The sequence below is a fragment of the Phyllobacterium trifolii genome (assembly GCF_014192095.1).
Taxonomy (GTDB): domain Bacteria; phylum Pseudomonadota; class Alphaproteobacteria; order Rhizobiales; family Rhizobiaceae; genus Phyllobacterium; species Phyllobacterium trifolii.
This window is the reverse complement of the sequence record NZ_JACHXN010000004.1, coordinates 206,873-219,925: the sequence shown is the minus strand read 5'-3', so window position 1 is coordinate 219,925 and position 13,053 is coordinate 206,873. Positions and strand designations below refer to the sequence as shown.

Annotated in this window: 14 protein-coding genes; 9 read left to right on the top strand and 5 right to left on the bottom strand. The window is 58.8% G+C overall.

Annotated elements, in window-relative coordinates; translation table 11 throughout:
• Positions 1-422 precede the first annotated feature (422 nt).
• Entirely contained in the window at positions 423-1,049 is a 627-nt protein-coding gene (locus FHS21_RS08140) for a TetR/AcrR family transcriptional regulator (protein ID WP_183661612.1), read from the top strand.
• A gap of 21 nt (positions 1,050-1,070) precedes the next feature.
• Positions 1,071-1,763 (top strand): HAD family hydrolase, encoded by a 693-nt coding sequence (locus FHS21_RS08135; RefSeq protein WP_112530525.1) that lies wholly within the window; start codon positions 1,071-1,073, stop codon positions 1,761-1,763.
• 12 nt (positions 1,764-1,775) lie between these two features.
• Here the strand turns inward: FHS21_RS08135 and FHS21_RS08130 are convergent, their stop codons facing one another.
• Positions 1,776-2,441 carry a TetR/AcrR family transcriptional regulator gene (locus FHS21_RS08130; RefSeq protein ID WP_112530527.1) on the bottom strand — a complete coding sequence of 222 codons (666 nt, stop codon included), beginning with the start codon at positions 2,439-2,441 and terminating at the stop codon, positions 1,776-1,778.
• Between the two features lie 240 nt (positions 2,442-2,681).
• On the opposite strand from FHS21_RS08130, the gene FHS21_RS08125 reads away from it, so the two are divergent.
• Positions 2,682-3,629 (top strand): homocysteine S-methyltransferase family protein, encoded by a 948-nt coding sequence (locus tag FHS21_RS08125; protein WP_183661610.1) that lies wholly within the window; start codon positions 2,682-2,684, stop codon positions 3,627-3,629.
• Positions 3,630-3,743: 114 nt separating this feature from the next.
• Complete coding sequence (locus FHS21_RS08120) at positions 3,744-4,259, top strand: TIGR02444 family protein (protein ID WP_112530531.1); 516 nt, start codon at positions 3,744-3,746, stop codon at positions 4,257-4,259.
• A 12-nt stretch (positions 4,260-4,271) separates the two neighbouring features.
• On the opposite strand, the gene FHS21_RS08115 is transcribed toward FHS21_RS08120, so the two are convergent.
• From FHS21_RS08115 to FHS21_RS08105, 3 genes are all read right to left on the bottom strand, one after another.
• On the bottom strand, positions 4,272-4,853 hold the full coding sequence (locus tag FHS21_RS08115) for a UbiX family flavin prenyltransferase (RefSeq protein ID WP_112530533.1): 582 nt from the start codon (positions 4,851-4,853) through the stop codon (positions 4,272-4,274).
• A 2-nt stretch (positions 4,854-4,855) separates the two neighbouring features.
• Positions 4,856-5,542: a GntR family transcriptional regulator gene (locus tag FHS21_RS08110; protein WP_183661608.1), complete on the bottom strand. Its 687-nt coding sequence runs from the start codon at positions 5,540-5,542 to the stop codon at positions 4,856-4,858.
• Between the two features lie 102 nt (positions 5,543-5,644).
• Positions 5,645-7,279: a UbiD family decarboxylase gene (locus tag FHS21_RS08105; protein ID WP_112530744.1), complete on the bottom strand. Its 1,635-nt coding sequence runs from the start codon at positions 7,277-7,279 to the stop codon at positions 5,645-5,647.
• 211 nt (positions 7,280-7,490) lie between these two features.
• Here FHS21_RS08105 and FHS21_RS08100 point away from each other — a divergent pair, with 211 nt between their 5' ends.
• The 5 genes from FHS21_RS08100 to FHS21_RS08080 are packed head-to-tail and all read left to right on the top strand — an operon-like array spanning position 7,491 to position 12,749.
• Positions 7,491-9,932 carry a xanthine dehydrogenase family protein molybdopterin-binding subunit gene (locus FHS21_RS08100; RefSeq protein ID WP_112530536.1) on the top strand — a complete coding sequence of 814 codons (2,442 nt, stop codon included), beginning with the start codon at positions 7,491-7,493 and terminating at the stop codon, positions 9,930-9,932.
• A 15-nt stretch (positions 9,933-9,947) separates the two neighbouring features.
• A complete protein-coding gene (locus FHS21_RS08095) occupies positions 9,948-10,889 on the top strand; it encodes an ABC transporter substrate-binding protein (RefSeq protein WP_112530745.1) in 942 nt (313 codons plus the stop codon).
• A 13-nt stretch (positions 10,890-10,902) separates the two neighbouring features.
• Positions 10,903-11,409, top strand: a complete 507-nt coding sequence (locus FHS21_RS08090; protein WP_112530538.1) for an SRPBCC family protein — start codon at positions 10,903-10,905, stop codon at positions 11,407-11,409.
• Positions 11,410-11,426: 17 nt separating this feature from the next.
• Positions 11,427-11,918, top strand: a complete 492-nt coding sequence (locus FHS21_RS08085) for a (2Fe-2S)-binding protein (protein ID WP_112530540.1) — start codon at positions 11,427-11,429, stop codon at positions 11,916-11,918.
• A 15-nt stretch (positions 11,919-11,933) separates the two neighbouring features.
• Positions 11,934-12,749 carry an FAD binding domain-containing protein gene (locus FHS21_RS08080; protein WP_112530542.1) on the top strand — a complete coding sequence of 272 codons (816 nt, stop codon included), beginning with the start codon at positions 11,934-11,936 and terminating at the stop codon, positions 12,747-12,749.
• Between the two features lie 21 nt (positions 12,750-12,770).
• Here the strand turns inward: FHS21_RS08080 and FHS21_RS31475 are convergent, their stop codons facing one another.
• Positions 12,771-12,935 (bottom strand): hypothetical protein, encoded by a 165-nt coding sequence (locus tag FHS21_RS31475; RefSeq protein WP_376772075.1) that lies wholly within the window; start codon positions 12,933-12,935, stop codon positions 12,771-12,773.
• Positions 12,936-13,053: the final 118 nt, after the last annotated feature.

Here is a 13,053-nt window from a genome sequence, read left to right as displayed (position 1 = left end):
CCTGAAACGGCAAAAAGATGCGAGGAGAGACGCGAAGGGCGGGGTCTTTCCCCTGGCCGAGCGGTTCGACATTGCAGCTTGCAGCCGTTTTGGCGTCCGGAGGATATGGTCCATCTTCCCGGCAACATCGTCGCAAGGGACTTGAAAATGGATAAACATTTCCATCGCCCTTGCTCCTTGTATCCGAAAAGATGACCTCATACCATTTCCATCAGATTTATCAGTTTACGACCTTATGCTTGGGAAGAGTCCAACGGGGCCGCCAGCGTTCAGTTGCGTTCAAGGCGCAAAAAACATGACATGCAGGCCCCAAATAGGGTATTAGTCCGGAGGTAACAAAATAATCGGAGGCGCCTCCGTTTCTTGAACATAGCGGCTTGGCCAAGCGGGTTCAAGCCCCAATCGCCTCTGGAGCCGAAATATTGCATCATAAGGAGCTGCCCGAATTGAAGGAAGCGAAACCATCGGCACCCGCGAAGCGGTTGCGGGCGGATGCCAGCCGAAATCGGGAAAAGCTCATCGGGATTGCTGCAATTGAATTTGCCGAGCGCGGCGGCAGCGCCTCGCTGGAAGAGATAGCGCGCAAGGCCGGCGTTGGTATAGGCACGCTTTACCGGCATTTTCCAACACGCGAACATCTCGTCGAAGTGGTGTACCGCCGGGAGGTCGAGGTGCTTTGCGCTGCCGCGGAAGAACTCGCACAGCACAATGCTCCGGATGTTGCCTTGGCCGAATGGATGCAGCGCTTCGTCGACTACATCGCAGCAAAGCGCGGCATGGCAAACAGCCTGCGTATCCTTTTCGATGCGAATTCCGAGGTATTTGCCAATACGTCCGGTATGATTGCATCGGCTCTGCAGCGTCTCGTCGATGCTGCCGTGGCCGACGGTTCCGTCCGCAGCGATATCGATATATCGGATATTTCCCAGGCATTGTCGGGGATTTATTCAGCGCCGGATACGCCCGATTGGCGCGACCGATCCCGCCGCCTTGTCGCGCTGCTGATGGATGGGCTTCGCTGGGGGTCGGCAAGATCCAAAAATGTCTAACGGCGTGTCGCCATCCCTCTGATGAAAGAAAATATCGTGCCGACAACATCATCTGCCTTCGACAAGAAATACGCCGCGTTCCTGTTTGATATGGATGGTACGCTCATCAATTCCACAGCGGCGGCAGAACGCGTCTGGGCAAGATGGGCGGAAGAACAGGGGCTCGACGTCAAGACATTCCTGCCGACGATGCATGGCGCTCGCGCTGTCGATACGGTGCGCCGGCTGGGTTTGCCCGGCGTCGATCCCGAAACGGAAGCCACCAAGATCACCGATGCCGAAATCCTGGATGTAGAGGGCATCGTCCCGTTGCCTGGTGCAGCCGAGTTCCTCAAGGCGTTGCCGCCGGAAAAATGGACGATTGTCACCTCATCGCCGCTCGAACTGGCGAAACGCCGGTTGGCCGCAGCGGGGATTCCCGTGCCGGACAATCTCGTCACGGCCGAAGACGTCAAGGTCGGCAAGCCCAATCCGGACTGCTACCTGCTGGCGGCGCGCAAGCTTGGCGTTGACGCGAAAGATTGTCTCGTCTTCGAGGATGCCGTACCGGGCATTCTGGCAGGTGACGCCGCCGGCGCCGATGTGATGGTGATCACGGCCACACACAAGCACCCTATCGAGACTGCGCATACGACCATTCACGACTATCAAGATTTGCATACGCAGGTCGATCAGGAGGGCCGGCTTTTTCTGAAGCGAACAGTCGACGCGTAAGCTCTACCCCGATCAGTTGACCGTGCCCGAGACCCCCGTGGAATTCGGCAATGGGACCCTTATTTGCGGGGTTGATGAAAACAGCAGTTTTATGAAACTGCGGAAGGCCATGACCTGCCGCTCGATCCTTGAAGGGTCATTCAGTGCCTTCGACATGATGATGCTGCCATCAACGACACACGAGAGCATGTCCGCCACATCGTCGAAATCAATCGGGTCGCGCGGAGGATGCTCGAGAGCGATATTGTCGAGAATGGCGCGGAACCTGGCGTTCCATGCTTCAACTGACCGCGCCGTCAGGTTCAGGACTTCACGGTCGAACTGACGCTCCTGATAGCAAATGCAAGCGATAAGACAGCCGGGGTGGCCATTCGGCAGATCGGACATGACCTCGGCGAGGAGCTTCAGGCTGATCAGGAACGCCTGGAGCGGATCATCCGATAGTTGGTGCCCGCGCTCGATAACATCGTCGAACACCCGGTCATTGGCGCAGACGTAGCGTTTCAGCATGATGTGCGCGAGTTCGTTCTTGTCCTTGAAGTGATAGAAGAACCCGCTTTTCGTAATGCCCGCTTCAGCGATAATCTCCTCTATCGAGGTCGCGGCGAAGCCCTTGGCCAGCACTGACATCTCGGCGATTTCCAGAATACGTTCGCGGGTTTCGTCTCCCTTGCGCATGATGTTGTCCCCCCGGAATACTGTACCTCCGGTACTGTTTCAGCTGTTTGAGTGTAGCACGGGGGAGGGTTCTGTCGCCACGATATCGCCTATCCGGCTGAATTTACTCGTTTTTTTCCATATATGAAACAACCCGACCATGAGGTTTCTAGATTGCGTCAACTGAAAGGCGCAAAACAGAACATGCCGGGAGGAGAGGCAAACAGCCCATACCGGTCACTCTTGGAAGGGACGATAATCATGGCCAAGTACCGCAAAAACCTGCCGCAACTCGAGGGGACCACTTTCCTCAGTGACGGTGGCATGGAGACGACATTTATTTTTCACGACGGGATCGACCTTCCCGAATTCGCATCCTTCGTATTGATGGCGACACCGGAAGGCAGACAGCGACTGAAAGACTACTACATCAGCTATCTCAAAATTGCCCGCGAGAACGGCACCGGCTTCATCCTCGATACGCCGACATGGCGGGCAAACCCCGATTGGGGCGCCAAGCTCGGCTACGACGCCGAGGGCCTGCGCGCAATCAACCGGGATTCGGTCGATCTGCTGCTTGAACTTCGCAGGGAGTTTGAAACCGCCGCGACACCTTGCGTGATCGACGGGGTCATTGGACCGCGCGGCGATGGCTACAAGGCTGGCAACATGAATGCCAACGAGGCTGAAACATACCATGCGGCGCAGATCGAGAGTTTCGCACAAACCGAAGCGGACATGGTCGCGGCCTATACGTTGACAAATTACAATGAGGCAATCGGCATTGCAAAAGCTGCCAAGACCCATGCCGTACCCTGCGTGATCTCGTTCACGGTAGAGACCGACGGAAAACTGGTGACCGGTTTATCGCTCGGCGATGCGATCAACCGGGTGGACGATGCAACTGGAGGTTCGCCAGCCTACTATATGATCAACTGCGCGCATCCGAGCCATTTCGTCGATGCACTGGAGAAGGGCGAGGCGTGGCTCGACCGCGTGCGCGGCATCAAGGCGAATGCTTCGACCAAGAGCCATGCGGAACTCGATGATTCGGTTACGCTCGACGCCGGAGATCCTGTCGATCTCGGGCGGTGGTACAACGGGCTGACCAGATCATTTCCGCAGATGCGTATCCTTGGGGGCTGCTGCGGGACGGACCATCGCCACGTTGCGGCGATCTGCGAGGCTTGTGCAACGCAAACGGCCTAGAGCGCTTGAACCCGACGAGCAACATTGTCGGGTTTGCCTTCCTTCATGCTCGCGAAACTGGTAAAGCGGGGCCGGATCAAGTCATCCGGCCCCGCAATTGCGATGAGGGAAAGCATGCAGGACATGAATATCGGGCTATGGGACTTCGCACTGCGCCTTTACAAAGCCCCCGACGTCGCCGATGCATGCCTGGCATTGCAGGAACGCAATGGCGTCGATGTGCCTGTGCTGTTGTTCGCTGCCTGGCTCAAGCATGGTTCCATCGCACTTTCTCCGGCAAAGACAGTGCAGATTATCGGGCTGGTCGACGAATGGCGCGATGATGTCGTTGCCCCATTGCGTGCCATCCGCCAGCGCATGAAGACCGGACCAAAACCGGGACCTGACAAACACACGGAAACCCTGCGCGAGGCCGTGAAAGCTGCCGAACTTTCCGCGGAACGCATCGAGCTTATGGAACTTGAAACGGCGGGGCTGGCACTCGCGACGATTTCAGACGATAGCAACCGTTCGACCGATGAGAACCTGCCACTCGTCGTGCGTTATTATCATGGTTCGACGCTGGATTCCGAAGCGCGCAAGTCCATCGCAATAGTGGAACGGGCAATAGAGCAAATTTTGTCCAAGTAGGACCGTTCTGACCTACGAATGCTGGCCGGTTTCGTCTTCTTTCCAGCGCTTGACGAGCGGCAGATTGATATCGAACAGGTCCAATGCGCGACCGACGGTCTGGTTGACCATGTCGTCGATGGTCTTTGGCTTGCTGTAAAATGCCGGAACGGGCGGCATGATGATGGCGCCATTGCGCGTGGCCTGATCCATCAGCGCGATGTGCCCGGCATGCAGCGGCGTTTCACGGACCAGTAGAACGACGCGGCGACGCTCCTTGAGGCAGACATCGGCAGCGCGCACGATCAATTCGTCATTGTAGCAATTGGCGATGCCACTCAAGGTCTTCACGGAACAGGGCGCAACGAGCATACCGGCGGTGCGGAAGGACCCCGACGAGATGGCGGCGCCAATATCGCGGTAGTTGTAAAGCTTGTCGCCCAGGCTGCGGATTTCCTCGGCACTCATGTCGAGTTCGTCGGCGGCGGTGCGCAGTGCCGATGGCGAGACGATCGCGTGCGTCTCGACGTCTTCGACATCGCGCAGGAGTTGCAACGCGCGAACGCCATAAATGACCCCGGAGGCCCCGGTTATGGCGATGATGAGACGGCGCATGACTAGTTCGCCGACTCTGAAGCATGCAGCGCCGAGCGGGCGGAGTGGGCAACATGCTCCTCTGCAGCAGCTTTTGCAGCGGCCTTGTCGCGTTTGGCGATGGAAGTGACGATTTTCTCGATTTCGGCGATGCTCTGGACGCGCCGCTCGGGACGCACGACGGAACGCCGGCGCAGCGGGGACGTAAGAACAGTCAACTTGCTCAGGACACCGAAGGCAATCGGATTGCGCGCTCCGGTGCAGATACGGTCATAGAAATCGCGTTTGCTGGCGACGATTTCCTCGGCATTGCCGTGCAAATAAGCTTCCTTCAAACGCAGGAAATGGGCTTTCAAGGCTTCGACCTCTGCATCAGGCGCATTCTCGATGAACTGTTCTACGATCAACGGTTCGAGCACGCCGCGGATGCGATAAATATTCTCCGCGTCCTCCGACGTCACGGTGACCACGGCAAGGCCGCGATTGTTGAGGTCGGTAAGAATGCCTTCCGATTGCAACTGGCGCAGCGCTTCACGCAGCGATGTGCGGCTGACGTTGAGCTGCTGGCACAGATCTTTCTCCACAAGACGCGTGCCCGGCTCCAGCAATCCTGTCTCGATTGCGCGCCGCAGCGACTTCGTGATCTTGTTTCTCAGCGGCGCAGACTCATGTGTAAGCGGACCGAATGGTTCCATGACCGGATCGTTCATTTTATCCCTCGCAATGCTGCTGCCTGCGTTGTGTTGCCTGTCCCTCAGCGCCGACCCCCGCCGGCGCTGAAACTATATCAGAATCGGGCGATAGTCGCCTGATTATGCTTTCTTTTCAATATCGCGCGCCGGTGTTTCGGGTTTCATACCACCTTTACGCCGGGAGAAAGTGTTTTCGCCATTGGCGCGCCAGTCGCCGCTGACAGCCTTATCGGCAAAGTTACTCCAGACATCGCTCCAGTCGCCGAGCGAATAACCGTGCCATGGCGGCTGCGGCGAGAGCGGCGGCAATTGCAGATTTTCCCATATCTCGCGGGCCCGCACCATATAGGGTTCCGCCGGCAGGGCGAGCGGCGGCATGGGTGCTTTCAACGTGGCGTCGATGAGAAGTGTGCCCTCGGCATTCTTGTTTGCTGATTTCGGTCCATGCCCGCCCGAGCGATAGGGCGTTACATGCACGTCATCGATCATATTGGCGCGGTAGGCGAGCGACCAGAACACGGCGTCGGCATTGCGGGCGTCGATATCGTCGGAGACGGCGATGACGATCTTGCCGCACTGCGCCTGAAGCATCGCGGCACCCTGCAGGCCACGCCAGATCTCGGATTGCGGCGCGCTGCGGTCGAATTCGAGGAAGATCACCTTGCGTATGTTGGTCAAAGGCTCATGCATGACAACGCGTTTGATGCCCTTGATGTTGAGCACTTTCTTCAGATGGTTGAAGAACAGCGGCTCATAGGCAACGCGCTTGAGAACGCTCGATTCGCTGGGCGTGACCTGACTGACAATCGAGACAAGCACGGGTTTGCGCTTGCGGGTGATCGCCGTCACGCGCATCGACATGTTGAAATCTTCGAGCGCGACGTGGCCATGGCTTTCGCCAAAGGGCCCTTCCGGCTCAAGGAGTTCCGTGTCGATCAAGCCTTCAATGACGATTTCAGCGTCGGCCGGTACTTCGAGATCGATGGTCTTGCACTTGACGATACGAACGGCCTCGCCGATGAGACCGCCGGCAACGCCAAGTTCGTCCTGATCAATCGGCAGCTTCTGCGGTCCGGTGAACAGCACGGCAGGGGCACAGCCGATAACGATGGCGCAGGGCATGGGTTCGCCGCGCTTCTGGTACTTCAGCCAATGCTGATACCCGCCGGCACCGGACAGGCGGCTCGCCATGCGCACGCCGAGCCGGTCTTCGGCTTTCAGCGCGGCGCGATAGGTGCCCATGTTGCGGATACCATTTTCCGGATCACGCGTGACGCAAAGCGTTGCGGTGAAATAGGGCGCGCTGTCGAAGCCCGGTGTCGATACCGGAACCGGTAAGCTGCCGAGGCCTCGGCCTTCAAGCTTGAGATCATCGCCCGTGATGACGACTTCCTGGCATGGCGCGTCCTCGACCATGACAGGGTCGATGGGGTTTTCCATGGCGTTGACCCAGACATCGCCGATCTCGCTCTCGGGAACGCCAAGACCGATGGCATAGATTTCCGGCGAAGCGGCGAGGACCCCGACTGCAACCGGGATATCGTATTTCTCGCCCTTCGCATCTTTCACGTCGGTGAAAAGAAAGCCGCGCCGTTGCGATTCGGGCAGACCGCCCTGGAACTGCCAGCGCGCCAGCGGATGCAGTTCGCTATCCTTGTCGATCGGCACCTGAATTCGCGTCAGCAGGCCGCGTTCTTCCAGCCGTTCCAGATGTTCTTGCAGGTCCAATGGAGCCTTGCGCTTGTGCGTCGTCATGTAAGTCTCATTCTCCCGAAGATGCGTCTCTCCAATGCCGTGCAGGCGAGGTGAAAAGCGCAAAACCCACTCATAATCATAGGGGCGATCCGCCCAATCAGAAAGATATTGCATCTTTTCGATTGCATTACTCCGACATACTGTCATACATTAATACGAAGAGCAACAGAATGTCGTCGGCGTAATTTCAGCCGCCAAGGGTAGAGGATTTATGGGAAGCCCACTTCATAAAAGCACGAGCGGACATAGAACAGCGGTACTGGAAAAGCCTGAGCCGGCTGATCTGTCGCCGGAAATGAAGCTTGTGCGTGATGCGTTGTTCCGCCATGTCGGAAAGCCGCTTCCGCGCAAGGAAGACGGGCGGCTCATTACCGGCAAGGGCCGGTTTTCCGACGATTTTAGCCTGCCCGGGCAGACATTCGCTGCGATGGTCCGCTCGCCATACCCGCATGCGCGGATCCTCGGCATCGACACGTCGGAAGCGCTGGCCAGTCCCGGCGTTCTGGTAGTCTTGACCGGCGCCGATCTGTTGGCCGACGGGCTTGAACCCATCCCGCACAACCCGGTTCCCTCAACGAAATTCGACGTGAAGCTGACGGCTGCCGGTGGCGGTACACCCTTCACGGGCCCGCATTATCTGCTCCCGGCCGACAAGGCCCGCCATGTGGGCGAAGCTGTCGCCGTGGTGGTCGCCGAGACGGCGGCCCAGGCTGCGGATGCGGCTGAAAAGGTGTTTGTCGACTATGAGGAATTGCCGCACGTCACCGAAACCGCAAAAGCTGCGCTGCCCGGCGCACCCGCTGTGTGGAACGAGGTGCCGGACAATGTCTTCATCGACTCGAGCTTTGGCGACGAAGCGGGGACAGCAGCAGCCTTCGCGGCGGCTGATCACGTGGTTACAGCCGAATTCCGTATCGGCCGCGTGACCGCCGTACCGATCGAGCCGCGCTCGTCGCTCGGTCATTTCGACGAGGAGACCGGGCGCTATACGCTTTATGCCGGCAGCGGCGGCGCCGTGCGCCAGAAGGGTGAGCTTTCCAAGGTTCTCGGTATCGAGCCGAAGAATCTGCGCGTGCTTTCATACGATGTCGGCGGAAATTTCGGCGCGCGCAATCGCGTCTATGTGGAATTCGGTCTGGTGCTTTGGGCATCGAAGAAGATCGGGCGGCCGGTCAAATACACGGCAACACGTTCCGAGGCATTTCTTACGGACTATCAGGGCCGAGACCTCATCACCAAGGTTGAACTGGCGCTTGATCGCGAAGGCACGTTCTTGGCGATGCGGGCGGACAATCTGAGCAATGTCGGTGGCCGCTGCGTGTCGCTCTCGCCGCTTAGCAAGGGATCCGGTCTCATCACCGGCTCCTATCACATTCCGGTGGCGACGCTGCGCGCCCGCGCCGTCTTTACCAATACGATGTGCACACAGGCCTACCGCAGTTCCGGCCGGCCAGAAGTAACCTACGCGATCGAGCGTCTTGTCGAGAAGGCCGCGCGCGAACTCGGTTTCGACAAGCTCGAGCTGCGCCGCAAGAACCTCGTTTCGCCGGACATGATGCCTTACACCAACGCCGTCGGCTCGATCTATGACAGCGGCGAATACGAAAAGAACATGGACCGCGCGCTCGAGCTCGCCGACTGGGACAGCTTCGAGGTGCGCGCCGAGGAAGCGGCCAGCCGCGGCAAATTGCTGGGCCGGGGTTTTGCCAACTACGTCGAGTCGTCCATCGGCTCACCGAAGGAACGTGCCGAGATCGAAATCAAGCAAGATGGCACGGTCGAGGTCGTCATCGGTACCCAGCCGAGCGGCCAAGGTCATGAAACGAGTTTCGCGCAAGTGGTCGCTGACATGATCCAGGTGCCTGTCGAAAAGGTATGGATTATCCTTGGCGATACCGACATCGTCAGCGTCGGCGGCGGGTCGCATTCGGGCCGTTCAATGCGCCATGCGGGAACCGTCATGGCCATGGCGTCTGCGGACCTCCTGAAGGAAGGTCGCCGGCGGGCGGCGGACCATTTCGGCGCAGATTTCGACGCCATCGATTTCGAAAGCGGTCATTTCAAGCTGCGCGGTACCAACCAGACGATCGATATCTTCACGCTTGGTGATCTGACGCGTGAGAAGGATGGGCCGTTGCGGGTGGCACGTGACAATGAGATGCACACGCCGGTGTTTCCGAACGGCGCAGCGATCTGCGAAGTCGAAGTGGATCCGGAAACCGGACACGTGCTCATCACCAGCTACGCGACCGTGGACGACGTGGGCCGCTGCATCAATCCGCTGATCGTTCATGGCCAGACCCATGGCGGCATTGCGCAAGGGGTTGGGCAGGCGATGTGGGAGCTCTGCGCCGTCGATGCCTCGTCGGGCCAGCCGCTCGCCGGATCGTTCATGGACTATGGCATGCCGCGCTCCGATAACATGCCTTCGTTCAAGTGTGAGATTGCCGAAGTGATTTCTCCGACCAATCCGCTTGGTATCAAGGCCGGCGGCGAAGGCGGAACAACGCCAGCGCTTGCGACAGTCGTCAACGCCGTGCTCGACGCGCTCAAGGACTACGGCGTCACCGATATCGATATGCCGGTCACGCCGCATGCGGTGTGGCGAGCCATTCATCAATCGAAAGGCGAGCGCGATGCTCGTGCGTCCTAGGAGGATTTCTCGCAAATGACTGCCGAAACCAAGACCAATATCCGCATCATCGCTTTTCCGGGCGCTCCTAACCTGCCGACATTCGCAGCGGTGGAACAGGGGTTCTTCGCCGATGAGAACCTGTCGGTCGACCTGACTTTGACAGGGAGCTCGGTCGAGCAGGCGCAGCGGACTGCCGCGGGTGAATTCGATATCGTCTTTACCGCATTCGATAATGTCGTGGCTTATGGCGAGGGGCAGGGAGCTGCTGGCGCCGGGGTCGATCCGGGCTATGTCGTGCTCATGGGCGGGACACAGCTCGAGCTTGCGATCGTTACGGCGCCCGAGATCAAGGAATATGCGGATCTCAAAGGCAAATCCGTCGCGCTCGATGCACTTTCGACGGGGTTTGCGTTTGTGCTGTTCGATATGTTCGAAGATGGCGGACTGAAGCGGGACGATGCAACTTACGCGCCCGTTGGAGCCACGCCGCAGCGTTGGCAATCGGTGAAGGGCGGAGAGCACGCTGCGACCTTGACCATCGAGCCATTCACCAGCATTGCCCGTCGTTCGGGCTTCAACGTGCTCGACGTGTCGACCCGGATCTACGACAGCTATCAGGGCGGCGTGGTTACGGCGCGGCGCGCCTGGGCAGCGGAAAATCCAGACGCTATCCGCGCGTTCATCCGCGGTTACCTGAAGGGCCTTGCCTGGACGCTTGATCCGGCAAATCGCGAGGCGGCTGAACAGCTTTTGCAGGCGAAGATGCCGGAAATCCAGCCCGCTGCGTTGCAGTCTGTCATGAACAGCCTGCTGTCGGCAAAATCGGGCCTGACACCGGATGCGAAAATTATTCCGGAAGGCATGAAGCGCGTGCTCGAATTGCGCTCGCGCTACGGCATAGCCGGGGCACCACTGACCGATCCGGCGAGATATCTGGACCTGTCGCACTACGAGGCCGTGACCGGCGCAAACTGAGAGGAGAAGTTTGATGGATCTCAAGGGCGAATATCGCATCGCTGCGCCGCGTGAACATGTCTGGGCGCTGATCAATGACCCGCAGGCGCTGCGCGAATGTATCCCCGGTTGCAACAGTCTTGAAGGCTCGCTGGAGGATGGGTTTACCGCCCGCGTGACCACCAAGATCGGCCCGGTCAAAGCGACATTTGAAGGTGAAGTCACCCTGAGCAACGTTGTAGCGCCTGAGAGCTATACCATCTCTGGAGCTGGCAAGGGCGGCATCGCCGGTTTCGCCAAGGGCGGCGCCGACGTCAACCTTGCCGATGTCGATGGCGAAACCGTCCTGACCTATGTCGCCAAGGCGCAGGTTGGCGGCAAGCTGGCACAGCTCGGTTCCCGGCTCATCGATTCAACGGCCAAAAAGCTCGCAGACGAGTTCTTCGCCAGCCTCGCGGCCCGCGCCGCACCTGCTGACGCTGTGGCGGCAGCGATTGAAACACCAGCGGAACGCCCCAAGGCCCGCTGGTTCTCCAGATAGTCAGAGGTATCCAACCCATGTCCAACGTCGCCATCACCGTCAACGGCACACTCCACACGAAGGAAGTCGAAGACCGTACGTTGCTCGTCCAGTTCCTGCGCGATCATCTTGGCCTGACCGGAACACATGTCGGCTGCGACACGACGCAGTGCGGCGCCTGCACGGTCATCGTCGATGGCAAGGCCGTCAAATCCTGCACGATACTTGCGGCGTCCATCGAGGGCGCATCGGTTTCCACGGTCGAAGGTCTGGCCGATGGCGAAAAGCTGCACGATGTGCAGGCGGCCTTTCATGAGCATCACGGATTGCAGTGCGGTTTCTGCACGCCCGGCATGATCATGGCATCGGTCAACATGATCGAGCGTCACGACGGCGTCCTCGACGAAGCAACGGTTCGCCACGAGCTCGAGGGCAATCTTTGCCGCTGCACTGGATATCACAACATCATCAAGGCGGTGCTCTCCGCCGCTGAAAAGCACCGCACGGCGCACGCCGTCGCGGCGGAATGAAGAAGGCAAACGCCTATGTATGAAACAACCTATCATAAGCCAGGAACGCTGCAGGAAGCAGTCAGTCTTTTCTCCGAAGTCGAAGAAGCCGCTTACCTCTCCGGCGGGCATACGCTGATCCCCACGATGAAGGGAAGGCTGGCGGCTCCTGCCCATCTGATCGATGTCCGTCGCATTCCCGAACTTTCGGGGATTACCGTTGGTCCCGATCGCATCATAATCGGTGCCGCAACCACGCATGCGACTGTCGCCGCATCGGAAAAGATCAGATCGCTCATACCGTCGCTCTGCGGTCTTGCCGGTTCGATCGGTGACGTTCAGGTCAGGCACGTCGGCACGATCGGCGGCTCGGTTGCCAATAATGACCCGGCAGCGGACTACCCGTCGGCCGTGCTGGCGCTCGATGCGACGTTGCATACGGACCGGCGCAGCATCCCGGCTTCCGAATATTTCGCCGGGCTGTACACTACGGCGCTGGAGCCTGGTGAAATTCTAGTCCGTATCGAGTTCAAGGTGCCCGAGATTGCCGGGTATGCCAAGTTTCGCAATCCGGCGTCACGTTATGCCCTGGCAGCTGCGTTCGTTGCCCGTCATCGCGACGGCAATATCCATGTGGCGATCACGGGGGCCGGAAACGCCGGCGTCTTTCGCTGGATGGAAGCCGAGGAAGCGCTGCAGGCGCGGTTCGAGCCGGATGCGGTGAAAGGCTTGCTGCCAGATGAGAACGATCTTATGGGCGACATGCACGCACCTGCCGATTACCGCGCGCATCTTGTCGGGGTCGTGACCCGCCGTGCCGTGGAAAACCTCGGCGGCACTTTGATCGAATAATGATAGATCATGCTACCGGAACTATGCTCCGTTCGATCCACTGCCTTCGGACAGGAGGTCTAGCATTGCTGGATTGATGAAAAGGTTTTCGCGTCCTGATTTGATTTCCCGAAGCACATCTATTTCTACGAGTGCTTTCAGATAGGTAGAGGCCGTTTGCCTCTTGGCAACTCCTGCTTCCCGCATTTATCGACGCATCATTTCGACATGTCGATTGGGTCGACACGCTGCATCAATATGTCGACGAAATCAAATTCTATCGACATATCTGACGAACATAGGATTTTGACGCAAGAACCGCCGC